Source organism: Neorhizobium galegae bv. orientalis str. HAMBI 540, from assembly GCF_000731315.1.
Classification (GTDB): Bacteria; Pseudomonadota; Alphaproteobacteria; order Rhizobiales; family Rhizobiaceae; genus Neorhizobium; species Neorhizobium galegae.
This window is the reverse complement of sequence record NZ_HG938354.1, coordinates 777,659-802,060: the sequence shown is the minus strand read 5'-3', so window position 1 is coordinate 802,060 and position 24,402 is coordinate 777,659. Positions and strand designations below refer to the sequence as shown.

Below are 24,402 nucleotides of genomic sequence, written 5' to 3'. Positions count from 1 at the left end.
CTCAACCCCTTCATCAATTACGCCAGCAATGCGCTCGTGACGTCGGCATGACCATAACCATAACCATGGATCAGGGCGGTGAAGTTGTTCTGGAAGTCGAGATAACGATTTCCATCCATGTCCATGACATAGGCTCCCTCGCCTGATGCGAGATAGATGGGATATGGCGTCGCAAATGCGGAGCTTCTTGTGTTTCCCATGGACATGACGCGCTGCGCCCGCCGGTTTGCAGCCGCGGAGACGTCGGTGATCAGCATGGACGTGGTCCCGATCCGTCGGCCGCAGGTCCGTCGATGATGGACCTCAGCTCGCGGCCTAACCAATCGACTTCCTCGACCAGATGGCTGGCCGTCGGGCAAACGCGTAAACCCGCTCTTCCCTCGGCCACCGTCGGAAAAAAAATCGCGGACGTATAGAGGCCGCGGTCGAGCAACTGGCGCGCCGCTGAAATGGCTGCACGCTCGTCTCCGAGCATGATGGTGCGGATCGGAAAGGGCAGGGAGGTCTGCTCGGTTTCGATCATGGCATCGAACTGTTTGATCCGCTCTCCCAATGCGATCTGGCGATCGAGGAGCTCCTGGGTGCGGTGAAGATTGGCCGATGCGATCGCGCCGCCGATGCCGGCAAGATTGATAGAAACCGAAAAGGCGAATGCCAGCGCAAACCGCCGAAAGATGTCCTCTTGGCGTTGCGACCCGAGCATGAGCAGCGCGCCGGAGGCGCCAGAACCCTTGCCAAGCGACGCGGCGATGATGGTGCGGTCGCCAAATTCCTGGCCGATGGACGATCGGGCATAGCCTTCACCTCGGAAACCGAAAAGCGATATGCCGTGGGCGTCATCGATGTAGAGGAATAATCCGTATTGCCGTTGCAGCCTGAGCAGTTCATCGATCGGGGCTGCACCGCCCATGGAATAGAGACCATCGCAGACAAGGGCCACGAGCGTGGTTTGCCCGACAGATCTGCTCGAGCATATCGACATCATTGTGATCGATGGTGAGCACCTTGGTCTCGGCAGCAGCGACGAGCGGTTTGTGGACTACAAGCGTCGCATGGGCGAGTCGGTCGGAGGCGACGAGCGGTTTCTCACCCCCCGGTCAGGTAACCGGAGGCCAGGATCGGCATGGCACTCAGATTGGCGGCAAGCACGGTCGAGAACGTGATGACATGCGCCTGAAACAGATCGGAAAGGTTTTCCTCAAGGTCCGAGAGCAGCCCGAAATTGAGGCGCGGGCGTGCGCAGGACCAGTGCAGGGAGCTATAATCCGCGATCGCTTCGATGGCCCCTGCGATGATGGCTGGGTGATTGTCGAGACCAAGGTAGGAACAGCGGACGAAGTCGACGACTTCGCGGGTGCCGCTCTGCCGATCCTTAACATGAACGAGGCGTCGTTCCACCGACCTTGCGCTCAGCCCCATCACACCTGCATCAAACGCGAGAGCGAAGATGGGGTCGGCGCGTTCGATCATACGTTGGGTATTCCGCATCGATCGCGGTTTGGCTGCAGAGGCCTGACTGTCTTTCGTCATGGTGCCCTCCCAATATCAAGGAAAGATGAGCGCTGAAGGGAGCTATTGCAAATGATATCAAAGATGTATAGTTGATATATCAACAAGAATGAGAGCGCGTCTGTGAGCTGACCGGCGCGGACTCAGATCGTACTCGGACCTGCACAAGATCGGCAAGGATCGTCCGAAGCTCCGGCCACGCGCCGGCGACGACGTTCAGGCAGGTGCTCGTAAAGGCCAAGCGGATAATCTTCCTTGCAATAGATGAAGCGATAGATCGTTTCCGGGCAGATGCTGACTGGGCTGATCCCGTCGGTCAGCAGCCGGCCGGCAATCTGTTCCGGTGACCATTTGGCCTTCAATCGGTCGATGATCAGGTCGCGCAGCTGTGGATGTCGTCTGAGCTTGCGTGGCCGTCGGCGGCGCTCCTTGCTCATGTCGTTCGCGACGGTGCCGAAGTAACCAGTGTATTCTGGAAACTCGCGGTCGTGGAACGTGTTGCGCTTGAGCTCGCGATATATGGTCGAACGATGAGGGCCGAGTTGGCGGGTGATCTCACCAATCGGCAGCTTGCGTTCCTTTAGCTGATACAGATGGCGGCGATCGGACAGGGTGAGCTGCGAATAGCAGGGCGACATGCAAATTTCTCCAAGGCGAAACCATTGATGTTATTGGCATGTCGCACTCGAAAATAGAATGTACCCGACCACACACAAAGATCGCGTAATATGTATTATGGAACTAGCAGGCGGTTTTACGGGTGCTGCTTTTTGCCAGCGTCCACAAAGCGCAGGGTCGGCCTTCAAGCGGGTCATCATCCCTGTCGTCCGGTCGAAGCTGTTGGATCGGACCATGCTCTACACCGCCATCACGCGTGGCGTAGAGACTGTCGTTATCGTCGGCGACATCGATCTCATCAACGAAATGGTCGCAGCGGCTCCGGCAAGCCTGGAGCGTAACACCGCGCTCCGGTTCGACGAGAACTAGCAACGGCTCACAGCCGGACTTCCGTTGCCATCCGATCCCTGCGCATGATGGCCCAGTCGATGAGTTCGGCCATCGACGGCCCCAGGGCCTTGCCCATCTCGGTCAATGCATATTCTACCTTCGGCGGCACCTGGGGATAGACGGTACGGGTTACGATCCCGTCCTTCTCCAGCTCCTTCAATTGCTGGATGAGCATCTTCTGGTTCACCCCTTCGCACCGCCGTTCGAGTTCGGAAAAGCGCAGCGCCTCCTTGGTCCCGAACAGTTGGCAGATGATGACGATCTTCCATTTACCTTCGAGTACCCGCACGGCGTCCGTCGTCGCGTCCGCCCATTTGCGTTGCTGCTGCGGGTCTCCACATCTCCACTCCCGTTCCTGGGCCATACATACCTTTTGGTGGGGAACCCACCTATCTGTCGGTTCTTGTTGAAGTCGCAGTATTCATTATCTTGATTGGCGGCACAACAGGAGCATCAGCATGAAAATCGGTATCATCGGAATTGGCCATATCGGCGGCACTCTCGCCCGCAAGCTTGCATCGGCAGGCCATGAGGTCAGGGTGGCGAACTCCAAGGGCGCGGATGCCGTCAGGCCATTCGCCGACGAGATTGGAGTCGCTGCTGCGGACACGAAAGGAGCCATCTACGGCGCGGACCTTGTCATTCTTTCCATTCCGCTTCTCGCCATCGAAAACCTGCCGAAGGACCTCTTCAAGGACCTGCCCGCCAACGTCCCCGTCATAGATACCAGCAACTACTATCCGGGTCTGCGCGACCCGCAGATCGCCGACCTCGATGCAGGCGAGGTCGAGAGCGTCTGGGTCTCCAGACAGATCGGTCGCCCTATCATCAAGGCCTTCAACAACATCCTCGCATATTCCCTGGCGGAACTGGGCCAGCCCGAGGGTGCGGTCGGTCGACTGGCCGTGGCGGTCGCGGGAGACGACGCCGCCGCGAAGAAGATCGTCATGGCAATCGTAAACGAGGTCGGGTTCGACCCGGTCGACGGCGGACCGCTCGCTGAATCCTGGAGGCAGCAGCCGTTGACGCCGGGCTACTGCTGCGACTTCGACGCATCCACCATGCGCAAGGCGCTCGATGCTGCGGCGAAGGGTGAAGCACCCACAAGATGGTCCATATTTAAGAGCAAGATGGCGGCGCTTCGGCCAGACTCGACTCATGCGGACCGCATTGCAATGAACCGCTCGTTCGTCCCACTTCATTAAAGCAAGAGCACCCTATTCTCGATCCGCAACACGAAGAGATCGTGTTGCGGATCAGCGTCTCTTGGAACGCAACAAACCCCACTGATAGGGGTGTGCAACAGACTTTCCATCATCTAGTAGCGTGAAAGCCTGCCAAGCGAAGCACTCTCTCCACTACTCACCCAGCTTCAATGCCGAAACCGCACTCTTTGGAACTCGGTTGCTAGCTCATGCAGATAGCGCTCGCTCATCGCAATCAGTCCCATCGGCAATCTCCCAGGTCATCAAAACGCGGGGAGAGTGACATTCTAACTTTGCAGAATCAGGACACTTCATCTTTGCGGCTACAGGCTTCAGACGCGTAGGGCGATTTATTGAACTTTGCCATAAACGATCAGCAGATCCTTGGCGTCGATCTGGTCGCCGGCCTTGACGAGGACTTCGGCGATGGTTCCGTCCTTTTCGGCATGCAACGCGGTTTCCATCTTCATCGCCTCGATCGACAGCAGCACGTCGCCGGCCTTGACCGCCTGGCCGGTTGTCGCGAAGACGCGGCTGATGACGCCCGGCATCGGCGCGCCGAGATGAGCGGCATTGCCGATGTCCGCCTTGACGACAACCAGCGTCTTGCCCCGCTCGATATCGGCGAACAGCTCCTCGCCGTCTTTGAGACCGTAGAAATAGGCATGCGTCGGCAGGACCGAGACCGGGCCGTAAGTGTCCGAAGCCAGCGCGAAGTCGGTGAACACCTTCGGATACATCAGGTAGGAGGCGAACTCGAAGTCGTCGATCTTGCGCTCCAGCTTGTCCTCGATGACCTTGCGCTCCGCAGCGAGATCCGCCGGGGCTAGAAGCGAACCGGGCACCGCCGTATAGGGCGCCTCCCCCTTCAGCGCCTTTTTCTGCAGCGCCTGCGGCCAACCGCCGGGAGGCTGGCCGAGATCGCCCTTCAGCATCGACACGACCGAATCCGGAAACGCGATATCCTTCGCCGGGTTTTCGACGTCGGCGACAGTGAGGTCCTGGGAGACCATCATCAGCGCCATGTCGCCGACCACCTTGGAGGACGGAGTCACCTTGACGATGTCGCCGAACATCTGGTTGACGTCCGCATAGGTCTGGGCGACCTTGTGCCAGCGGGTTTCAAGCCCGAGCGAGCGGGCCTTGCGGGTGATCTGCCCGGTGGTCGACTTTGGTCAGAAACAAATTGGGGGCCAGCAAATGAGCTTGGCCCCTGACTTAATCTTGGTACACACCGCTCAAGACATTGCATGATCCCTGCGGTCAGGGCGCCAAGTACTCATTTACCGTCTCCCATGCGGTGGTTTGCAAAAATTTAGCTACGTCTTCATCGAAACCAGCTGTGTAACTGAGTCCCACCGGGCTTTTCTTGAAGATTGCTGCGTAGGTCGTCAAAGCAGCCAGATACGACCCCGCAGCCGTTGGATGCCGCTTGTCGGCCGTGTACAGACTGATATCAGGGCGCTCTTTGACCGATCTGGCAAATGCCAATCCTGCAGGAATAACAAGAGCTTTGTTTTCATTTCCGATGCGGGTGTAGGCTTCGGCTAGTTGTTCGGTCATCTCCGGTTTGTCGAGGTAAGCCCACGACATGAAGAAAACTGGCTCTGCGCCATTCTTCCTTACAGTCTCAGAGTGCTTCTTCGCATATTCGTAGAATATGTCCTTCAACTGCGGATGAACCGGGCACTGGCTGCAATCCATCATAATCGCCAGGTCGAACAGGCGCTCCGGATTGTTGAAAGTGACGACGTTTTTGCTGTCGATCGTGTAACGTCCCACCGCATTAGGCCGGAAGTACGAGCCGACATCGTGCCAATCGAAACCCGAGCCGCTTATTGTCACCTGAACCGAGCGTAGCTTGTATTCAGGGTCAGCCGCTGCGAGGATTCTGGAGATAAACCCGCTTATCCCGTTGTTGAAGTAAAAGAAACTATTGCCGATATAGATGATGGATTCGGGACGTTCTATTCCCGTGGTCTGAACTGCGGGTTTCGTCTGTGTGAAACTTGGCGAGCTTGCCCATAAAAGAGCGGACACTACCAATAAGGCGGCTTTTACGGAATTCTTTAGGCGTTTCATATCTGATCTCCCTGTCCGATAACGCGATTGAACTGCTTGCTCATATTGGTTGCCACCGAAGCGCGCCTGACTTCTGGACGCGATTGCTGAAAGCATAGGCTCCTCCTCCTATTGGTGCCTTCGAGAACCGAAACGGTATCGATATAAAAACGGGCCGAAGACCCGGCCATCGAAATGCTTATTGATATGCAGCAAGCCCGGCGGCAGCGCAGGACTGCGCTGTTTGCACATATGCTACGACCCGGTCATTGCCGATCACCCAAGGATTGCTATCCCGTCCGGACGGCTGGCTAAGCGCTGCATTCTTCTCCACCGTGTTATCGAGGCCGGGATGATTTGCTATGAGAACGTCAGCCCCGCTTTCCCTGATGACGTTCTTGAACCTTTCGGCTGACTGGACATAGGTTTTGAACCAGTTGAGCTTCTCATCTCCTTCGGCTCCACCAAAGCCGAAGCCAGTTCCACCCCACTGAGCGACTTTCCGCTCCTTCGGTCCGTCCTTGACGATGAAAATCGTAGATACCGTTCCCGGGGTATGACCTGGAGTCACATAAAAGGAGAAGGAAGCCGAACCGAGGCGAAAGGTCTCGCCGTCCTTGATCACCATGTCCTTCCTTGGCTTCTGAGCGGGATCACGCTTATCCTTAGCTAGGAAATCCCACTCGGCGGCGGACATCATGATACGTGCGCCATACTTATCTTGGAGATAGCGGGCACCGCCGTAGTGATCACCATGCGCATGACCGACTACAATGTACTTGATATTTTGAGGGTCGAGTCCCTGTTCCCTCAATCCTTTCTCGATAAGAATGGGACCGGAGTCAGGATTGAGTGTGTCAATGAGGACAATTCCCTCTCCCGTGTCTACGACCCATGAGGAAGCAGAACTTTCCCAGAAGGCGTACTCGCCCACGTAATACAGGTTGTCGAAGACCTTCGCCGATACGGCTTTTTCGATGGAGTCCTTACGCGCTTCCTTGGGCTGGGCAATTTTCCCCGCATTCGCATTTTCGATGCGAGGGCAAAGCATGTTGTAAAGATTGAAGTGCTGCGTCCCAGCGGCTTCAAAGGCTTTCCGGAAGTTGTCAGCAACGCTGCTGCCTTCACTTGCGTTCAGCGGCGGCGGCCCGAACAAGAGACTGCATATTCCCGCCGCTAGAGCGAAGCTCCTTCTACGGTTCACGATCACCCGCGTCGATTTCATGTGAGTTCCTCCACTATTCAACGACAGGGAGAACAAGACACGCGTCAGCGATCGGCGAGTCTGCCGATCCGTGTATTCAAGCGTTGCTTTGAGAAGCTCGCGCTTCTCCTCCCTGCCAAAATAAATAAACGTACTATTTCGTTAATTCAAGTGGTTCTGCCGATGCACCGTTTTTGGTGCGTTCTCCGCTTCATGGGCAGGCGGTGCGACGTCTCCGGGCTCCGGCACAAGCAAGAATTGCACGAGATGGTGAAGGTCGGTGGCCGAATGCTTCGACTGCCTGATCACAGGCTCGCAAGGCCGTGCGAAGCAGCAAACCTCAAGGCGATCGCCGTCACACCTTCCCGACGCTCATCGCGAGTTGCCAAGGACCGAACCGCCCACGAGGCGCGTCACCCGCCCAGAGCTGACAGGATGAAGTTGATCTGCTGATCAACTTCATCCTGTCTAGCGATCTCGGGTTCTCGAAGCCGAGCCTCGACAAGAACCGGGTGATAAAACGACGAGAAAGCGTTCATCGCACTTCGGGCGGCTCCAACTGCATCATTGACTGTAAGGTCGCCTGCTTCAGCTCCTTCTTCGATAATCTCCCGGACAATTGTCAGGAGACGACTGCAATGGACGCTCATGATCGGCCAGTTTTCTGTCGTTGCCGCGACAATCAGGTCATGGACGTGCTTGTCCTGGATGAGCTTCCTTCTTCTCTCCTCGTAGAGAAGATTGAAAAGTCTCCTGAGCCTATCGTGGGCTGGCGCATCTTGCCGAGCGACAGCGGCGGCCAGATGAATAGTCTGCTCAACGAATCGGTCGCAGATACACTCGTTAATAGCCGCCCTTGATGGGAAGAAACGGTAAACATTGGCACTGCTCATCCCCAGGCATGACGCTATGTCGGCTACAGATGTCTTCTGGTAACCGATGCGGCGAAAGTGCTCTTCCGCCACATCAAGTACACGCTCGCGCCACATCTCGACTTCGGTGCCCGTGCGGCCCTGTGGGATCATGATACCTGGCACGGACGCCCCCTACTCTGCCGCCAGCGCTATAGGTCGCGCCGGATGTTCCACCGTTTCCTCTTCCCCGTTCGTTTTGGGTGGTTTGATCCGAAACCATACAGCGTAGAGGGCCGGAAGGAAGAGCAGGATCATCACTGTGCCTGCCGCCGTGCCACCAATTAAGGTATAAGCCATCGATCCCCAGAACACCGAATGGGTCAAAGGTATGAAGGCCAGGATCGCCGCCAACGCAGTCAGGATGACAGGGCGTGTGCGCTGCACAGTGGCTTCAATGACAGCGTGGTAATCGTCGAGACCAGCCGCCTGATTTTCCTTGATCTGCTCAGTCAGGATCAGCGTATTTCGCATCAGGATGCCTGCGAGCCCGATCAATCCGAGAATAGCGTTGAAGCCGAATGGCTGATTGAACAAGAGCAAGGTCGGAACCACCCCGGCTAGACCAAGCGGTGCGGTCAGCATCACCATCGTCATTGTCGATAGACTGCGAACCTGCAGGATGATGACGATCAACATAGCTGCGATCATCAAAGGGAAAACCTGCACAAGGGCAACGTTGGCCTTCACGGACTCCTCGATGTTGCCGCCCATTTCGATGCGGTATCCAACTGGAAGTGATGCGATCAGCGGCTGAAGGGCCTTCATGACCTGTTGCGAGACCTCCGGAGGCTGTGTCGCTTCGTTGATGTCCGACCTGATGGTGATGACCGGGGTCCGGTCGCGGCGTTTCAGGATCGGTTCCTCGAAGCGGATCTCGGAATGCCCGATCTGATCGAGGGGAACCTGACGGCCACTCCGGCTCATCAGCGAAAAGTCGGCAAGCCTTGATGGATCGAGGCGATTTTCGCCTGCGCTGCGTGCAACGACAGGCACGTTGCGGATGTTGTCGCGCACTTGAGTGACAGGAATGCCGCTGAGCAGCAACTGCATCTGTTGAGCCGCCTCCGACGGTGAAAGACCGATCAGATTAAGCCGCTCCTGATCCGGAATAAACCGTAATACCGGCGTGCGGTTGCCCCAATCCCGGTTGGCCTGACGGACATCGGGCACAGTTTTCATAATTGCCAGAGCCTTCTCGGAAATCTTGTACAGTTTATCCTGATCAGGCCCCATGATCCGGAACTCGACTGGGAACGGCGTATACGGTCCAAATACGAGCTGGGTCACGCGCACCGAGGCCTCGGGAACGAGACCCTTCGATATGGCGGCACGAAGGCGGTGCTTCAGTTCTTCGCGTGCATGGGCGTCGGGCGTGAGAGCGACGACCTTGGCGAAGGCGGGGTCCGGCAATTCCGGAGCCATGGCAAAGAAAAATCGAGGCGCGCCCTGCCCTACATAACTGGTGACGATGTTTGTCTCTGGCTGAGCCTGTAGCCAGTCTTCGACTTTCTTCACCGCTGATGTTGTGGCGTCGATACTGGTACCTTCGGGCATGCGCACTTCAACCAGCACCTCGGGACGGTCCGATGTCGGGAAGAACTGCTGCTTCACGCCGCCCATCCCGACGACCGAGACGGCCATGGTGATGCCAACCACGGCGCATACCATAAATTTATGGCGGACGGCGAGTTCGATGACGGAACGCAGGCGACGGTAGCTCGGCGTATCATAGATGGCGTGATGACCACCCTCGACCGGCTTGATGTTCGGCAGCATCTTTACGCCAAGGTAGGGCGTGAAGGTGACAGCGACGAGCCAGGATACGATCAGCGCGAAACCGACGACCCAGAAGATATTGCCAGCGTACTCGCCAGCCGTTGATTTTGCGAATCCCACGGGCATCAGCCCGATGATCGTGACTAGCGTGCCGGACAGCATAGGGGCCGCCGTATGGCTCCAGGCATAGGCGGCCGCCTTAATGCGGTCCATGCCCTCTTCCATCTTCACGACCATGACTTCGATCGCGATGATGGCATCGTCAACCAAAAGCCCCAGTGCAAGGATCAAAGCGCCGAGCGTGATGCGATCGAAGAACCGCCCTGTTTCCAGCATGATGAGGAAGACGACGGCGAGCGTCAGCGGTACGGCGAGCGCCACGACGATGCCGACGCGCCAACCGAGTGCGACCAGACTGACGAACAGCACGACACCGAGCGCCATCGCGAACTTGAGCATGAATTCGCCGACCGCCTCGTCGATGTTGACCGCCTGATCGCTGACCTTGGTGAGAGTCATCCCCAGCGGCAATGTCTGCGCGATCACAGCGGATCGCGCTTCAAGCGCCTTGCCGAGATCGAGACCGTTCCAGCCAGCCTGCATCACCGCTCCGAGCATGATCGCCGGTTCGCCCTCGTGGCGGATGACATAGGTGGCAGGATCCTGATAACCGCGCCGCACATCCGCGATATCGGAGAGCTTCAGCGTCCGTCCATCCTTGTTGAGCAAAACGTCGCCTTTGCGCGGCACGCGTCTCACCAGTTCGCCATGCTCGAGAAGGGGCGTGTGGTCGCGGCCGGGGCCATCGACACGCTCTCCGACGCGCTCGTTCATCGGCATATGGCTGTCTGAGACAGCCGGGCATCCATCCACAGAGACAATGGGAACGACAATGACATCGATACAAAGCTACACTGCGGCCACCGTCCAGTTCGAGCCGACCATGTTCGAGAAGGCACGTAATATCAGCCGGCTGGCAGCCCTTTGCGAGGAGGCAGCGGCGGCAGGCGCACGCCTGATCGTGACCCCCGAAATGGGCACGACCGGCTATTGCTGGTTCGACAGGGCCGAAGTGAAACCTTTCGTCGAAGCTATCCCCGGACCGACCACCGATGTGTTCCAGGCCATTGCCAGAAAACACCGCTGCTATATCGTCGTCGGCATGCCTGAAGTCGATCCTTCGAGCGAACTCTATTACAATACCGCCGTCCTGATCGGTCCCGAGGGTATCGTTGGCCGGCACCGCAAGTCACATCCCTATATCGCCGAGCCGAAATGGGCCGCCAACGGCGATATCGTCCACGAGGTGTTCGAAACGGAGATTGGCCGGATCTCCATGCTGGTCTGCATGGATCTGCACTTCTTCGAGACGGCCCGGCTGGAGGCTCTCGCCGGTGCCGACATCATTTGCCACATTTCCAACTGGCTGCAGGAGCGCACGCCGGCACCCTACTGGATCAACCGCGCCTTCGAAAACGCCTGTTATGTCATCGAAAGCAACCGGTGGGGATTAGAGAGAAGCGTGCAGTTTTCCGGGGGAAGCTGCCTGATCGAACCCGATGGAACAGTTGCCGCATCGATCGATACGGGCGACGGGATTGCCTATGGCACGGTCGATCTTGCCCGCGCCCGCCGCCGCGAGGTCTTGTGCGAACCGGTGTTTAAGTCCCGCCGGCCCGAGCTCTACATGAACATGATGACCAACAGCTTCACCTGGAATCCGGGCGACTACTTCCGTCTCTATGGCTATCAGCCCATCCCACGGGGACGGACATCGCGCGCCGCCGTCGCTCAGTTCGCCCCATCCTCTGTCATCGAAGACAATCTTGCCCGCATCACCAAGCTGGCAGCCGACGCGAAGGCGACGACAGCACCGGACATTCTGGTTTTTCCGGAACTGTCGCTGACCGGACTGGATGCCCCCGAAACGCGGGCGGAACCGCTTTCAGGCCCGGCGGTATCCGCCTTCGTTCGTCTGGCAATGAAGCTTGGTTTCTATCTTGTCGCCGGAGTTGCCGAGGCGGACGGAGACAAGGTCTATAACAGCGCGGTACTTGCAGGACCCGAGGGACTTGTGGGCAGCTACCGAAAGACGCATCTCGGCATTGCCGATAGCTGGGCGACGGCCGGCGACGAATGGAAAGTCTACGATCTTGCCATCGGCCGCGTCGGCCTCGCAGTCGGCCACGACGCGCTCTATCCGGAAGCCATCCGTTCGCTCTCGCTGATGGGGTGCGACTTGGTCGCCTGCCCTTCGGCAATCGCCGGCACTTTCACCGGCAGCCACAACGGCACGAAAATTCCGCACAACTATCCGATCCCCAAGGGTGGCGACCCCTATCACTGGCACGCGTTGCGCGTGCGCGGCGGCGAGAATAACGTCTATTTCGCCTTCGCCAATGTGCTGGATGCGGCGCGGGGATACCTGGGCAAGAGTGCTGTGTTCGGGCCGGATTCCTTTGCCTTTCCACGCCAGGAATCGGCGATTTTGGACGAGGACGGGATTGCCGCAGCAACCGTCGACACCTCCAATCTCGATACGCCCTACCCGACAAATATCGTCCGCCGAAAGGATCTTGTTGTCATGCGCCAACCGCATCACTATCAGCCGCTGGTCAAATGGCATCAGTGAGAGGCTGGTACGATGTCCACATTCACATTCGCGACCGTCCCGCAGATCATTGCAGGGCCGGGCTGCATCGCAAGGCTTTCGGAGTTGACGACCCTGCTCGGGTCGCGTGTTTTGGTGATTTCAGATGATGGGGTCGTCAAGGCGGGGCTGGTACAGCCGGCCCTGGCGAGTCTTTCGGCAGGTGGCGCGGAAACATCGCTCTTTACAGGCGTTGTCGCCGATCCGCCGGAAGCCATCATTCATGCGGCTGTGGCGCAGGCGATCGAGTTTGGCGCAACGGGTGTATTGGGCATCGGCGGTGGCTCGTCGCTCGATGTCGCAAAACTTGTGGCTCTGCTCTGCAGAAGCGGCGAAGCACTCGATGATATCTATGGAGTGGGCAAGGTAAGCGGGCAGCGTCTGCCGCTGGTGCTTGTGCCGACAACGGCGGGCACCGGATCAGAAGTCACACCGATTTCCATCGTCACCACGGGCGCATACCAGAAAAAGGGCGTCGTATCGCCGGTGCTGCTACCGGATGCTGCCGTTCTCGACGCCGAACTGACCCTCGGCCTTCCACCAACCGTGACCGCTGCAACGGGAATTGACGCCATGGTGCACGCCATTGAGGCCTTCACCTCCGCAAGTGCAAACAACAATCCGGTTTCCCGTACCCTCGCCAAGGAGGCTCTTCGGCTTCTCGGGGCGAATATCGAGATCGCCGTCATGACCGGAACCGATCTTGCCGCCAGGCAGGCGATGCTGCTCGGCGCGATGCTCGCCGGACAAGCCTTTGCCAACTCGCCGGTCGCTGCCGTCCATGCGCTCGCCTATCCGGTCGGTGGCCGCTATCACGTCCCGCACGGCCTTTCCAACAGTCTTGTCTTACCGCATGTCCTGCGCTTCAACGCGACCGTGTGTGGCGATGCCTACGCTGAACTGGCGCCTTGCCTCTATCCTCACCTTGAGACTGCAGGTCAGGCCGAGCGGATTTCCGGCTTTATCGAAGGATTGGCGATGCTGCCTGTGCGCCTGAACTTGCCGATACGCCTGAGAGATGTTGGAATTCCCAAGGACGGACTTCCTCTGCTAGCGGAAAGTGCGATGGAACAGACCCGTCTGCTGGTCAACAATCCGCGCACGGTGTCGCTGCCGGATGCTGTCAGGATCTACGAGGTAGCTTGGTAAAAAAGAAGGTGCCGGATGCCACAGGTCGCGCAATACGTAACGATACGGACAGGATTTTGGTCGCCTTGAAACGATACGAAGCAACGACACCTCGGCCCCCGCGACGAAGACGATAACGGCTGCGTGCATGTCGACGGCAAAATTGAATTCGGCGAGCGGCGTCGTATTACCGGGGCAGAAGGCAGCGCCCCCCATGATGGTGATGGCGCTGACGGATTCAGGCAGATCTGGATCGAGCAGCAGCGCCAGCGCTAAATTGGTCGGCGGGCCGGTGGCGCAGATATGCAATCTCCCCTCCTCCCGGGCGATGCGGGAAATCGTTTGCCGCATGCCTATCCGCCAGCGGCATTGTCGGGAAAGGCAGCGTGCTGCCGGCAAGCCCATCTGCGCCATGCATGATGGAGGCGCGGCCACGCGAGGCCATGATGGGTCGTGCCGCACCCGAATAAACCGGGATATTCGGCCGGCCGCACAGTTCGAGAATATGCCTTGCATTCTTGACGACGGGCTCCAGGCCGGCAATGCAGGTGAGCGCGATCATGTCCAGCGGGTCGGCGGAGCGCCAGAAGCATCGCCAGCGCATCGTCGGCGCCGGGTCGCGGTCATAGGGGAAAAACGCAAGGCGCTCATGCCCCGGTTCCCTGAAGCTCAGCCCTTGTCGGCGAGGAAGCGGGCGGTGTCCGGCGCCCAGCCAAAGCGCACCATTGAGCCAACCGCCACGTCGCCGGCCTGAGCGGGAGCCCGGGCGATGATTTCCTGTTTGCCGGCATCGATGATCACACGCAGTTCCGAACCGCCATAGACGGTTTCGCGCACCCGGCCCTCGCAGAAGCCTTCACCGAGCGTGATGACTTCCGGTCGAACGACGATCGCACCCTTCGTGCCATTGGCTGGACCCTCGCCGGCGATCGGCAGCGTCCCGATGGCAGTTTCGAGCGCGCCGGCCTTCACGGTGCCACGGATGATCGACGAGATGCCGATGAAATCTGCAACGAACAGGTTCTGCGGCTCGTCATACATCTGGCGCGGCGTGCCGAGTTGGGCAATCTTGCCGTCGTTCATCAGGCAGATGCGGTCCGACAGTGCCAGCGCTTCCTGCTGGTCGTGGGTGACGAAGATGATCGTCGCGCCCGTCTCGCGGTGGATGCGCTTGATCTCGATCTGCATGACTTCGCGCAGCTTGGCATCGAGCGCGCCGAGCGGCTCGTCCATCAGGATGATCGCCGGATCGTAGACGAGGCAACGGGCCAAAGCGACGCGCTGCTGCTGGCCGCCGGAAAGCTGCGAGGGAGAGCGTGATGCAGCATGCGCAAGGCCGACCGTTTCCAGCGCGTTATTCACCTTGGCGTCGATCTCGGCCTTCGGCAGGCTGCGCATTTTCAGCGCGAAGCCGACATTTTCGGCCACCGTCATATGCGGGAAGAGCGCGTAGTTCTGGAATACGACGCCAATGTCGCGCTTGTTGACCGGTGCGTGGGTCTGATCCTTGCCGTCGATGATGACGGTGCCCGACGTCGGTTCCTGCAGGCCGCAGATGAGCTGCAGAAGCGTCGTTTTGCCGGAACCGGACGGTCCGAGAAGCGTGAGAAGCTCGCCCTTGCGGACTTCGAGATCGACATGATCGAGTGCGGTGGTCTGGCCGTAGAGTTTGGCAAGGCCATTCACCTGAAGCTTGATTTCCGGCGTGTTCGCAGAGGCGGCTGACATGTCGAATGTGGTTCCTTTGGTCGTGATGGGATCGGCGGGGTTTCGCATGTCAGCGCGGCCTTGCCTTTTCGGCGATGACGAAGAGTACTGTCACCACCGCCACGATGAAGACCGAGGCAGCAGCCAGGGTCGGAGAAATGCTGAGAATGATATCGTCCCACATCTGCTTTGGGAGCGTCTGCTTGACGCCCGCACCTACGAACAGCGCTATGGTGAGTTCTTCGAAGGAGTGCAGCAGGCCGAACAGGAAGGCCGCAATGGCACCACCCTTGATCAGTGGAAGAAGAACGAGACGGATCTGCTGCCAGCCGTTTGCGCCGAGTGTTGCGGCCGCCTGCAGAAGACGCCAGTCAAAACTCCGGAACGTAGTCAGCAGGATGACGAAAACGATCGGCATGGCCGACAGCGTGTGACCGAGGATGATGCCGGTGTTGGTCGCGATCAGACCGATTTTAGCAAGCACATAGAACAACGATACGCCGATGACGATATTGGGTACAATCATTGGCAGCATGAACGACAGGAAGATCAGGCCACCGGCCTTGCGTTGCGTGCGTGCCAGTCCATAGGCCGCCATGCCCGAAATGATGGTGGCGACAACACCTGTCACGATCGCGACCACGGCGGAACGCGTGGTGGCACCCATCCACTGGTCGGAGCTGAGATAGGTCTGGAACCATCGCAACGAGAAGCTTTTCGGTGGGAACTCAAGAAAACTCGAGCCGGAAAAAGCCATCGGCGGGAATGCCAGAACCGGCACGATCATGATTGCAATCACAATCCAAACGAACGTGGTGAAGACGCGACGCCCAAGGCGCGTTGGGAACAGGTTGGCAATGAAGTCGCTGACAAACGCACCGATCTCGATCAATACGCCGCCGATAGCACCGACAACGCCGCCGCGCCTGGCTGCAGCACTATTGCCCGAGACGGCCGACATGCCGAAAAAACGATCGTAAAGGGCGATGGTAGTCAGCGTCACGGCAAGGAGGAGGGTCGCAAGAGCGCCACCAAGCCGCAGGTTGAACAGCTGCTGAACCTGGGTAATCATCATCTGGCCGATGACCGTTTCGCGTGGCGAGCCCAGAAGAGCCGGCGTGATGAAGAAACCGAGGCCCATCACGAAGATGAGCAGCCCGGCAGCGGCAACGCCCGGCATGGAAAGCGGCACGAAGATGCGCCAGAAGGACTGGCTACGGCTCGCGCCCATGGTCATGGCGGCGGGGATGAGGCGACCATCGATGGACAGCATGGTCGGCAGCATTGTGAGGATCGCGAGAGGCAGCATGGCATGCGCCATGCCGAAGATAACCGCGCCGCGGCCGTAGAGCAGGTCGAGTTGGGTATCGAAACCCATGCCGATCAACATCTGCGCGACAATGCCCTTGCGGGCGAGCAGCACGATCCAGGCGAAGTTTTTCAGAAGCGGGCTGACCCAGAACGGTAGCAGGACCAGCCACATGGCCATGCGCCGGCGACGTTCCGGCATGCCGGCCAGCCAGACAGCGATGGGATAACCGACCAGAAGGCAGACGATGGTGACTTGGGCCGAGATGGCGAACGTGTTGGCGAGCACCTTCACGTAGACGCCGGCCGAGAACATCTGCCGATAGACGGTCAGATCGAAAGCACCGGACTTCGGATCGATGAAGGACTGCCAGATCAGCGCGCCAGCCGGCAGGATCAGCAACAGAGCCATGTAGACAAGCCCCGGCATGGTAAGCCAGAGGCTATCCGCTCGCAGGCGCTTCCGTGAGAAGGTGTCTTTGGCGGAAAGTTCGGCCATGGATGTCCCGTTTGTTGAAATGGCCCGTTCAGCTTAGCGCAGAACCGGCCATCCATTGTCAGATAGACGGCCTCGCCGAGCGGCGACACCTGAAGCTCAGGTGGTCGTTCCTGCTGAAAATCAGCTCAGAATCCACTGTTCGAAGCGCTGGGTTAGTTCGTCCTGATGCTCCGCCCAATAGGCAGCGTTAAGAACAGCCAGGCCCTTGATGTTGGCGGGTGCTGTCGGCAGAAGCTGAGCCTTTTCCGCGCTCAGATGCTCGTAAGCCTTCATGTTGGTCGGGCCGCAAGCCAGGATGCCCGTATAGGCTGCCTGACGTTTTGCATCCAGGCACCATTCGATGAACTTGCGGGCAAGATCGGCCTTTTTCGTGTTGCCGGCAATGGTCCACCCATCGATGTTGAACAGGCCGCCATTCCAGACGATGCCAGCCGGTGCGCCGGCATTGATGGCTGCTTGTGCGCGGGTCGACCAGGTCGACATCATGTCCAGTTCGCCATTCTGAAGAAGCTGGGTTGCATGAGCGCCCGAAGTCCACCAGATGTCGATGCTGGACTTGACCTTGTCGAGGCTCTTGAAGGCGCGATCGACGTCGAGCGGATAAAGCTTGTCGAGCGGAACGCCATCAGCGAGCAACGCCATTTCCAGCGTCGTGACCGGGCTGCGCCACATGCCACGGCGGCCTTTGAAAGCTTTGGCGTTCCAGAAATCGGCCCAGCTGGCCGGAACCGTCTTCATGGTGTCCTTGCGGTAGGCCATGGCGAGCGCGAAGATCGCGACGCCGGCGAAATCGGGTTCGAACGTGTGCGGGGCGAAGTCAGCCTTGTTGGGGACCTCGATGTTAAGGGGCAACATATAGTTGTTGCCGAGCTTGCGGATGCGCAGCACGTGTTCCGGCGTCATTAGGGCGACGTCGAACAGCTTCGTGTCGGTATCGATCGCCATCTTGTACTGCGGGATCGGATCTGGCTCGTTGGTATTGGTCTGTATGGTAACACCCGTCTCGGCGGCAAAGGTGTCGTAGAAGGCAACCTTGAAACCTTCGTAGAAGGCTCCGCCCATGTCGCGTACGACCAGCGTTTCGCCGGCAAAGACGCGGTTGCCCTTCAGAATGACCGGAGCTGCAAGCGCCACGGCGGCAAGCCCGGTCGTCGTCTTCATGAAACCACGGCGTGATACATTGTTATACATTTTTTACCCTCCGGCGTTTATTTGACCTTCGTCAGCTTTACTCTTCCTGTCGCGGCGACTTCGGTAAATTATATTTTTCCGTGCATCTGCTTTGGCTCATGCGAAGCAAGCGGCCGACGGCTTGCGCAAAACCGAATGACAGCCTCAGCAAGCACTGCATCGCACCGCGCAAGCTGTGTTTCCTCGATGAATTCGTCCGGGCGGTCCCCTGATCCATGCTACCGGGGCCGCAGATCACCACGGGAACGTCCAGCGCCTGCGCAAACAGACCCGCCTCCGTGCCGAAGCTGACGCGGCAGTCCCTGGCTCCCTTCGGCAGGCATGAGGCAAATGCTTGCACCATCGGATGGCTGCGATCGACAGAATGGCCTGGATAATTGCCGGTGATCTCGATGTCGATCGATGCCTCCTTGAAGCGATCCTTGTGCGGAGCAACGGCGGCCGCGCCGGCCTTGCGGACCTGCTCGGTAAGAGCAAGCGGGTCGTCGGCCGCCATCGTGCGGCATTCCATCAGCAGTTCCGCTTGATCCGGCACCAGATTGACCGCGGTTCCACCCGACAGCTTGCCGACATGCACCGTTGCGTAGGGCACCGAGTAGCCGGATTCACGCGAACCTCGGGCTTGGATCTCGTCCTGCAATTTCCGCAGGCCGGATACGAAGTCGGTGGCGATATGCAGCGCATTGAGTGCAAGCGGCGCTTCGGCGGAGTGGCGCGGAACGCCCCGGACCTTGACGTGAAAAGCCATCTTGCCCTTGTGGCCGAGACCAAGCTGCATCGATGTCGGCTCACCGACGACGATCAGGTCGGGCAGGATGTCCCGCCCTACAATTTCTTCAAGCATCGGCCTGACGCCGACGCAGCCGATCTCCTCGTCATAGGAGATGGCGAGCCATAGCGGGGCGGCCAAGCTTTTGACATCGATCGCCTCTGCCAGTGCCACGGCGGAAGCGACAAAGCCTTTCATGTCGGTCGTGCCGCGTCCGTAAAGCCTGCCATCTTTCCGGGTCAGGCTGAAAGGGGAAACCGTCCAGTCCTGCCCAGCGGCCGGCACCACGTCGACATGTCCCGAGAGCATCAGCCCTCCTGGCGCATCCGGCCCCAGACGCACCAGAAGTGCCGCCTTTTGCCCGCTCGTATCGTAGAAGCGCTCGCAGACGGCACCCGCATTCGCCAGCGTCGCTTCAATGTCCTCGATCAGCGGCAGGTTCGTCTCGGAACTGACCGTGGGATGAGCGATCAGGCGCTCCAGCCAATCCTCAGTCGCGGTCACAGTTCTGACTCCGCCTCGTCCATCGCCGCGTTGATTTCGGAGATGAGACCCGCAACCTTGGCCTCCGGAATGGAGACACGAAGACGGCGTTCGAGCGAGGTGAAGATGCCGAAGAACGAATTTGAGCAGTGGTTGAGCATGCGCATCGCATCCTCTTTCGAAATATTGCAGCGGCTCGTCAGATAGGCGCAGATGTGCTCGCAGGCGATTGCATTCGGCAGGACGTAGGCCGGTTGGGTATCGTAGGCGAGGCGACGGAACGGCAGGACCGAAGGCTTGATCGTCAGATCAGCGACAAGCTTTGGATCGCGCGAAGAGGCGCCGACGACCACCCGGGCTTCGACGCCTTCCAGCACCCAGCGTCCGAGCGCCGGATCCCAGATTGCCAGATCCGAACCCTTGATGATGATTTCGACCCGCCTGCTTTCGCCCGGCGCCAGCACCGGCTTGGCAAAACCCTTGAGCTCCTGCGGTGAACGCTTCAGCCGCTTGCCGGGTGCCTGCAGATAAAGCTGCGCGACTTCGGCACCAGTCCGGTCACCCGTATTGGTAACGGTGAAGGCGACGGTGATCGCGTCGTGAAGCCCGATCTGTGCCGATGACACCGTCAGGTCGGAATAGGCAAAGCTGGTATAGCTCAGGCCGTGGCCGAAGGCGAACAGCGGCTCGATTTCGCGCAGATCATAAGCGCGATAGCCGACATGAATGCCCTCGCCATAGATATGTCGGCCGTTTTCACCCGGATAATGCAGGAAGCCGGGCACGTCAGCCAGACGCTTCGGGAAGGTGACGGACAACTTGCCGGATGGATTGACCCTACCGGTCAGCACGTCGGCGACGGCACCGCCCATGGCCTGGCCGGAGTAGAAGGTGACGAGTACCGCCTTCACCGCATCGACCCACGGCATTTCCACCGCATCCGGGCAGGCGATCACCACCGCCACTTTTTCCGAGGCCATCGCGAGGGCTGCGATCATCGCATCCTGACCGGGGCCGAGCGCCAGCGTGGTGCGGTCGGAGCCTTCGCCGTCATATGCGCCCTCGGTGGAGGTATAGACCAGAACCAGATCCGCCTTGGCCGCAAGCGCCAGCGTTTCGGTATCGGCTTCCTCGCCGAACGTCAGGACGTGGTTCGCACCCAGAGCCTGTTCCAGTTGTTCCAGCGGCTGGTCGACCATGGTCGGGATCGTCGTGGCGCAACCCGAACCCTGGATGACCGGAGTGCCGGCATCGCGGCCGACAACCAGAATGTTCTTCATGTCGGGCCGGATTGGCAGCAGACCGTCGTTGCGCACGAGAACCATCGAGGCCGCGGCCATCGCACGCGCTTCGGCATGGTGTTCCTTGGCAGTATAGACCGGCAGCGGCTGGCTTGCACTTGCGTTGCAGCGCTCGATCATCTCCAGCATGCGCCGGCACGACAGGTTCGCCACCCCGACCGGAACGGCGCCACTGTCAAGCGCCGCGAGAAAATCCGCCTTGCGACGCGGGCTTTCCGGCATATCGAGATCACCACCAGCCATCAGCGAGGCCGGACGGTCCTTGATGCCGTGCCAGTCCGATACGACCACGCCGTCGAAGCCCCATTCGTCGCGCAGGACCCCATTGAGGAGCCACGGGTCCTGCGATGCCTGCACGCGTTCAGGCGGTTATAGGAGGACATGATCGTCCAGGGTTTGGACTGCTTGATGGCGATCTCGAAACCCTTGAGGTAGATTTCCCGCAGCGCCCGTTCTTCGACGACGCTGTCCATCGTGGTGCGCTCGACTTCGGAATTGTTGCAGGCGAAATGCTTGAGCGAAGTGCCGACACCCTGAGACTGGATGCCTTCGATGACCGCCGCCGACAGCTTGCCGGTGACCAGTGGATCTTCCGAGTAATATTCATAGGAACGGCCGGCAAGCGGCGTGCGGCGCAGGTTGATGCCGGGCCCGAGCAGCAGATGGACGCCCATGGCGCGGCATTCCTGGCCGAGCAACACGCCAAGCCGCTGCATCAGATCCTCATCCCAGCTGTTGCCCATGGCTGAACCGTTGGGGAAGCAGGTCGCCGGCTTCATTTCGCCCCAGGCGATGGCGACGTCGCTGGCACGCTGGTTGACCACCGACAGGAAGGCATCGAGGTCCATGCCGCCGCGTTCATCGCTGTCGATCTGCGGGATCGAATAACGTACGCCATAGGTGCCATCGGTCATGACGATCGGCTTGATGCCGTAAGCGGGAACCGCCGCAGTCTTCCACATTCCGAAACCGGAAAGCAGATCGACCTTTTCCTGGTTGGTCATCCTGTCGATGATGGAAGCGATCGTCTGGTCTGCGGACTGGCTCTTCTCGGGCATTCTGGACTCCGTAATGCGGCACCCACCGCACTGGTCATGCGGCGTTTGGCGCGCACACTGTCAGCCGACGGTCAAAAAGAAAAATAGGATATTCGGAACTGGTGCTTTGAAAAAAGCGAGCCTAGCTCTGCCCCGCCCGACGCAGGTTGAGGATCGGAGCTTCCATGCCGGGCACGTAACTGTCGGAAATCAGCTGGTTGCAGTGCTCTTCGAAAGTCCGCACGAGCCGGGTGGAAACCTGCTGGCCTACGCGGATCAGACCAATGCGCATCGGCTTGTGATCACCCGACAAACGGAGGCCGACCAGCCCCCGGCCATCCAGCGCCGCCTTGTTCTTGGGTCGGACGTTGGCAAGCGTGTAACCATACCGGCTGGCGACCATCGTGCGGATGACTTCCTGATGCTGGATCTGAGCAACAATATTCGGGTTGGCACCGGCAGCAGCGAAAAGCCCTAAGAAATAATCCCGGGACAGCGGCAGATCGAGCAAGATGAATTCGTGTTCTTCCAATTCAGCAAGCGAGATTGCCGAACGCTCCGCCAGTGGATCGGTCTCGGCTACCTGGACGTAAGGCGGCAGTTCGGCAAGCGGGGTAAACTCGAAGCCTTCGGGAACCGACAGATCATAGGAGAGTGCAATATCCAGTTCGGCGCGCTCCAGTCGAGTCAGCAGCGTACGATGATCCGCGACAGTCGGCCGGACCGTTACGCCGGGATAAGCAGCCTTGAAGCTCTGGCTGACTTCCGGCAGCAACATAGGCGCAAAGGTCAAAAGGCAGCCGAGCGACAGAGTTCCGCGAATCTGGTCTGTCGCTTCGGACGCCGCCGTATAGAGGTTTTGAGCCTGCTCGATCACCGCCTTGGCCTGGAGCAGCAGTTTCTGGCCAGCCGGTGTCAGTGACAGGCCCTGTGCGTGGCGCCGCAGGAAAAGCTGGGTGTTAAGCTCGATTTCCAACTGCGAGATCGCGGTGGAGATGGAGGGTTGCGAAACACGGATGCGATCCGATGCAAGCGTGATGGAACCGGCCTCGGCGGTGGCGATGAAATATTCGAGCTGGCGCAGTGTGAAACGCATTTCAGGCCCCGATGCCAAATGTCACGCCCGAAGGCCGACGGGTAAGCCCATGCCAATGCGAAGGGATGGAGGCCAGCTTATTATTTGCGCTTTTCCAAAATGTAAATGTTCTCCTGCAGCCTGACTTGGCAACAGCGCTTCGCCGCGCCGCCTTGCCCTGCTTTCGCCAATCCTAACCAGTGCTGCAGCAAATCGTAATTTTCCGAATGCCCACTGTTCGATAGAGCGGAACCATAGCTGACGCCGTTCTGCGGGTCTTGGCGAAACAGAAAAGGGCGAGTGCATGTCAGTCGAGAAGATCCATACGCTGGTTGTCGGAGCCGGCCAGGCAGGTGTGGCCATGAGCGAACACTTGAGCCGCAACGGCGTCGACTACATCGTGCTGGAACGCGGCCGCATTGCCGAACGCTGGCGTTCGATGCGCTGGGATTCGCTCGTTGCCAACGGTCCCGCCTGGCACGACCGTTTTCCCGGCATGGATTTTCCCGGGCATCCGGATGCGTTCGTGCCCAAGGATGGCGTCGCCGATTATTTCGAAGCCTATGCCGACATGCACAAGGCACCGATCCGCTGCGGTGTCGAAGTCACCAAGGTCGAACGGCTTGAAGACCGCCCCGGCTTCAGCGTCGAAACATCCGACGGCGCGATCGAAGCCCTCAACGTCGTCGTCGCCACCGGACCGTTTCAGAGCCCGAGCATTCCCCCGATCGTGCCCGCGGATGCCGGCGTCACGCAGATGCATTCGAGCGAATACCGCAATCCCTCCCAGCTTGCAGACGGCGCCGTGCTGGTCGTCGGCGCCGGTTCGTCTGGCGTCCAGATTGCCGAGGAGCTGATGCTTTCCGGCCGCAAGGTCTACCTGTCCATCGGCCCGCATGACCGCCCTCCCCGCGCCTATCGCGGCCGCGATTTCGTCTGGTGGCTCGGTGTTCTCGGTAAATGGGACGCACAGGCGCAGGCTCCCGGCTCGGAGCATGTGACCATTGCCGTCAGCGGGGCACACGGCGGCAAGACGATCGACTTCCGCCACCTGGCAGCGCAGGGCATGGTGCTTGCTGGCATGACCGCCGCATACCGTGAGGGATCGGTTTCCTTTGCCGACGATCTTGCGCGCAACCTTGATCACGGCGACCAGAACTACCTGTCGCTGCTCGACGAGGCAGACGCATTTGTCGCCCGCAACGGTCTCGATCTTCCTCATGAACCGGATGCGCGCATCCTCGGACCCGAGGTCGACTGTGTCGCCGATCCGCTGCGCGAACTGAACCTGCACGACGCCGGCGTCACCACCATCATCTGGGCGACGGGCTTTGTCTCGGACTATAGTTGGCTGAAGGTCAACGCCTTCGACGCGACCGGTCGCCCCAAACACCACCGGGGCGTCTCGGCAGAAAAGGGCGTCTATTTCCTCGGCCTTCCATGGCTCTCCGGGCGCGGCTCCAGCTTCATCTGGGGTGTCTGGCACGACGCCAAACACGTAGCCGGCCACATCGCCATCCAGGACAACTACCTCGCCTACGCACCGAAATCCTGATCGACCGGCAGAGGCCTGCCAG

The 24,402-nt window shown here is 59.4% G+C and carries 18 protein-coding genes and 6 pseudogenes; 6 read left to right on the top strand and 18 right to left on the bottom strand.

What is annotated here, in order from left to right; genetic code table 11:
- Positions 1 to 17 precede the first annotated feature (17 nt).
- The 3 genes and pseudogenes from RG540_RS33265 to RG540_RS26305 all read right to left on the bottom strand — a co-directional run.
- A complete protein-coding gene (locus tag RG540_RS33265; protein WP_051909815.1) occupies positions 18 to 257 on the bottom strand; it encodes an aminotransferase class III-fold pyridoxal phosphate-dependent enzyme in 240 nt (79 codons plus the stop codon).
- A pseudogene (locus tag RG540_RS26310) lies at positions 251 to 1,530 on the bottom strand (aminotransferase class I/II-fold pyridoxal phosphate-dependent enzyme). The gene RG540_RS33265 and the pseudogene RG540_RS26310 overlap by 7 nt, the downstream one beginning before the upstream one ends.
- Before the next feature lie 128 nt (positions 1,531 to 1,658).
- A pseudogene (locus tag RG540_RS26305) lies at positions 1,659 to 2,147 on the bottom strand (transposase); the annotation flags it as partial.
- Between the two features lie 214 nt (positions 2,148 to 2,361).
- Between RG540_RS26305 and RG540_RS33495 the strand changes: the two are divergent.
- Positions 2,362 to 2,496, top strand: a complete 135-nt coding sequence (locus RG540_RS33495; protein ID WP_255762045.1) for a hypothetical protein — start codon at positions 2,362 to 2,364, stop codon at positions 2,494 to 2,496.
- 7 nt (positions 2,497 to 2,503) lie between these two features.
- On the opposite strand, the gene RG540_RS26295 is transcribed toward RG540_RS33495, so the two are convergent.
- Entirely contained in the window at positions 2,504 to 2,881 is a 378-nt protein-coding gene (locus RG540_RS26295) for a winged helix-turn-helix transcriptional regulator (RefSeq protein WP_041364890.1), read from the bottom strand.
- Between the two features lie 94 nt (positions 2,882 to 2,975).
- On the opposite strand from RG540_RS26295, the gene RG540_RS26290 reads away from it, so the two are divergent.
- A complete protein-coding gene (locus RG540_RS26290) occupies positions 2,976 to 3,722 on the top strand; it encodes an NADPH-dependent F420 reductase (protein ID WP_041364888.1) in 747 nt (248 codons plus the stop codon).
- 350 nt (positions 3,723 to 4,072) lie between these two features.
- Here RG540_RS26290 and RG540_RS26285 read toward each other — a convergent pair.
- The 5 genes and pseudogenes from RG540_RS26285 to RG540_RS26265 all read right to left on the bottom strand — a co-directional run.
- Positions 4,073 to 4,882, bottom strand: a pseudogene (locus RG540_RS26285) (biotin/lipoyl-containing protein); the annotation flags it as partial.
- Between the two features lie 103 nt (positions 4,883 to 4,985).
- Positions 4,986 to 5,900 carry a hypothetical protein gene (locus RG540_RS26280; protein ID WP_244446771.1) on the bottom strand — a complete coding sequence of 305 codons (915 nt, stop codon included), beginning with the start codon at positions 5,898 to 5,900 and terminating at the stop codon, positions 4,986 to 4,988.
- An 82-nt stretch (positions 5,901 to 5,982) separates the two neighbouring features.
- Positions 5,983 to 7,008 (bottom strand): MBL fold metallo-hydrolase, encoded by a 1,026-nt coding sequence (locus RG540_RS26275; RefSeq protein WP_051909814.1) that lies wholly within the window; start codon positions 7,006 to 7,008, stop codon positions 5,983 to 5,985.
- A 392-nt stretch (positions 7,009 to 7,400) separates the two neighbouring features.
- Complete coding sequence (locus tag RG540_RS26270; RefSeq protein WP_244446770.1) at positions 7,401 to 8,024, bottom strand: TetR/AcrR family transcriptional regulator; 624 nt, start codon at positions 8,022 to 8,024, stop codon at positions 7,401 to 7,403.
- 9 nt (positions 8,025 to 8,033) lie between these two features.
- A pseudogene (locus tag RG540_RS26265) lies at positions 8,034 to 10,391 on the bottom strand (efflux RND transporter permease subunit); the annotation flags it as partial.
- Here RG540_RS26265 and RG540_RS33260 point away from each other — a divergent pair.
- From RG540_RS33260 to RG540_RS26255, 3 genes and pseudogenes are all read left to right on the top strand, one after another.
- Positions 10,392 to 10,529: pseudogene (locus tag RG540_RS33260) on the top strand (ABC transporter ATP-binding protein); the annotation flags it as partial.
- A 28-nt stretch (positions 10,530 to 10,557) separates the two neighbouring features.
- Positions 10,558 to 12,309: a nitrilase-related carbon-nitrogen hydrolase gene (locus RG540_RS26260; RefSeq protein ID WP_080725082.1), complete on the top strand. Its 1,752-nt coding sequence runs from the start codon at positions 10,558 to 10,560 to the stop codon at positions 12,307 to 12,309.
- 12 nt (positions 12,310 to 12,321) lie between these two features.
- Positions 12,322 to 13,476, top strand: a complete 1,155-nt coding sequence (locus RG540_RS26255) for an iron-containing alcohol dehydrogenase (RefSeq protein ID WP_041364879.1) — start codon at positions 12,322 to 12,324, stop codon at positions 13,474 to 13,476.
- Here the strand turns inward: RG540_RS26255 and RG540_RS31850 are convergent.
- The 9 genes and pseudogenes from RG540_RS31850 to RG540_RS26220 form a co-directional block, all read right to left on the bottom strand.
- Positions 13,378 to 13,806, bottom strand: a complete 429-nt coding sequence (locus RG540_RS31850; protein ID WP_407668979.1) for a nucleoside hydrolase — start codon at positions 13,804 to 13,806, stop codon at positions 13,378 to 13,380. The genes RG540_RS26255 and RG540_RS31850 overlap by 99 nt on opposite strands.
- The gene (locus RG540_RS33640; protein WP_157884689.1) at positions 13,694 to 14,017 is read right to left on the bottom strand and encodes a nucleoside hydrolase; all 324 of its coding nucleotides are present in this window, start codon (positions 14,015 to 14,017) and stop codon (positions 13,694 to 13,696) included. The genes RG540_RS31850 and RG540_RS33640 overlap by 113 nt, the downstream gene beginning before the upstream one ends.
- A gap of 107 nt (positions 14,018 to 14,124) precedes the next feature.
- Entirely contained in the window at positions 14,125 to 15,183 is a 1,059-nt protein-coding gene (locus RG540_RS26245) for an ABC transporter ATP-binding protein (RefSeq protein WP_046600741.1), read from the bottom strand.
- Between the two features lie 49 nt (positions 15,184 to 15,232).
- Positions 15,233 to 16,969, bottom strand: coding sequence for an ABC transporter permease subunit (locus RG540_RS26240; protein WP_041364875.1), 1,737 nt, complete (start codon positions 16,967 to 16,969; stop codon positions 15,233 to 15,235).
- A 120-nt stretch (positions 16,970 to 17,089) separates the two neighbouring features.
- On the bottom strand, positions 17,090 to 18,160 hold the full coding sequence (locus RG540_RS26235; protein WP_041364873.1) for an ABC transporter substrate-binding protein: 1,071 nt from the start codon (positions 18,158 to 18,160) through the stop codon (positions 17,090 to 17,092).
- A 37-nt stretch (positions 18,161 to 18,197) separates the two neighbouring features.
- Positions 18,198 to 19,433: a M20/M25/M40 family metallo-hydrolase gene (locus RG540_RS26230; protein WP_051909812.1), complete on the bottom strand. Its 1,236-nt coding sequence runs from the start codon at positions 19,431 to 19,433 to the stop codon at positions 18,198 to 18,200.
- On the bottom strand, positions 19,430 to 20,692 hold the full coding sequence (locus RG540_RS33545; protein ID WP_322789630.1) for a glycoside hydrolase family 3 C-terminal domain-containing protein: 1,263 nt from the start codon (positions 20,690 to 20,692) through the stop codon (positions 19,430 to 19,432). Before RG540_RS33545 ends, RG540_RS26230 begins: the two co-directional genes overlap by 4 nt.
- Positions 20,693 to 20,902: 210 nt before the next feature.
- A pseudogene (locus RG540_RS33540) lies at positions 20,903 to 21,456 on the bottom strand (glycoside hydrolase family 3 N-terminal domain-containing protein); the annotation flags it as partial.
- A gap of 436 nt (positions 21,457 to 21,892) precedes the next feature.
- Entirely contained in the window at positions 21,893 to 22,846 is a 954-nt protein-coding gene (locus RG540_RS26220; RefSeq protein WP_041364871.1) for a LysR family transcriptional regulator, read from the bottom strand.
- A gap of 283 nt (positions 22,847 to 23,129) precedes the next feature.
- Here RG540_RS26220 and RG540_RS26215 point away from each other — a divergent pair, with 283 nt between their 5' ends.
- Positions 23,130 to 24,380 (top strand): flavin-containing monooxygenase, encoded by a 1,251-nt coding sequence (locus tag RG540_RS26215; protein WP_041364870.1) that lies wholly within the window; start codon positions 23,130 to 23,132, stop codon positions 24,378 to 24,380.
- The last annotated feature ends 22 nt before the right edge of the window (positions 24,381 to 24,402 follow it).

Excerpts from the sequence above, each read along its gene's own strand:
- RG540_RS33265 (WP_051909815.1), bottom strand. The coding sequence starts at position 257 with ATGCTGATCACCGACGTCTCCGCGGCTGCAAACCGGCGGGCGCAGCGC.
- RG540_RS33495 (WP_255762045.1), top strand. The coding sequence starts at position 2,362 with ATGCTCTACACCGCCATCACGCGTGGCGTAGAGACTGTCGTTATCGTC.
- RG540_RS26295 (WP_041364890.1), bottom strand. The coding sequence starts at position 2,881 with ATGGCCCAGGAACGGGAGTGGAGATGTGGAGACCCGCAGCAGCAACGC.
- RG540_RS26290 (WP_041364888.1), top strand. The coding sequence starts at position 2,976 with ATGAAAATCGGTATCATCGGAATTGGCCATATCGGCGGCACTCTCGCC.
- RG540_RS26280 (WP_244446771.1), bottom strand. The coding sequence starts at position 5,900 with ATGCTTTCAGCAATCGCGTCCAGAAGTCAGGCGCGCTTCGGTGGCAAC.
- RG540_RS26275 (WP_051909814.1), bottom strand. The coding sequence starts at position 7,008 with ATGAAATCGACGCGGGTGATCGTGAACCGTAGAAGGAGCTTCGCTCTA.
- RG540_RS26260 (WP_080725082.1), top strand. The coding sequence starts at position 10,558 with ATGGGAACGACAATGACATCGATACAAAGCTACACTGCGGCCACCGTC.
- RG540_RS26255 (WP_041364879.1), top strand. The coding sequence starts at position 12,322 with ATGTCCACATTCACATTCGCGACCGTCCCGCAGATCATTGCAGGGCCG.
- RG540_RS31850 (WP_407668979.1), bottom strand. The coding sequence starts at position 13,806 with ATGCGGCAAACGATTTCCCGCATCGCCCGGGAGGAGGGGAGATTGCAT.
- RG540_RS33640 (WP_157884689.1), bottom strand. The coding sequence starts at position 14,017 with ATGATCGCGCTCACCTGCATTGCCGGCCTGGAGCCCGTCGTCAAGAAT.
- RG540_RS26245 (WP_046600741.1), bottom strand. The coding sequence starts at position 15,183 with ATGTCAGCCGCCTCTGCGAACACGCCGGAAATCAAGCTTCAGGTGAAT.
- RG540_RS26240 (WP_041364875.1), bottom strand. The coding sequence starts at position 16,969 with ATGGCCGAACTTTCCGCCAAAGACACCTTCTCACGGAAGCGCCTGCGA.
- RG540_RS26235 (WP_041364873.1), bottom strand. The coding sequence starts at position 18,160 with ATGTATAACAATGTATCACGCCGTGGTTTCATGAAGACGACGACCGGG.
- RG540_RS33545 (WP_322789630.1), bottom strand. The coding sequence starts at position 20,692 with ATGAAGAACATTCTGGTTGTCGGCCGCGATGCCGGCACTCCGGTCATC.
- RG540_RS26220 (WP_041364871.1), bottom strand. The coding sequence starts at position 22,846 with ATGCGTTTCACACTGCGCCAGCTCGAATATTTCATCGCCACCGCCGAG.
- RG540_RS26215 (WP_041364870.1), top strand. The coding sequence starts at position 23,130 with ATGTCAGTCGAGAAGATCCATACGCTGGTTGTCGGAGCCGGCCAGGCA.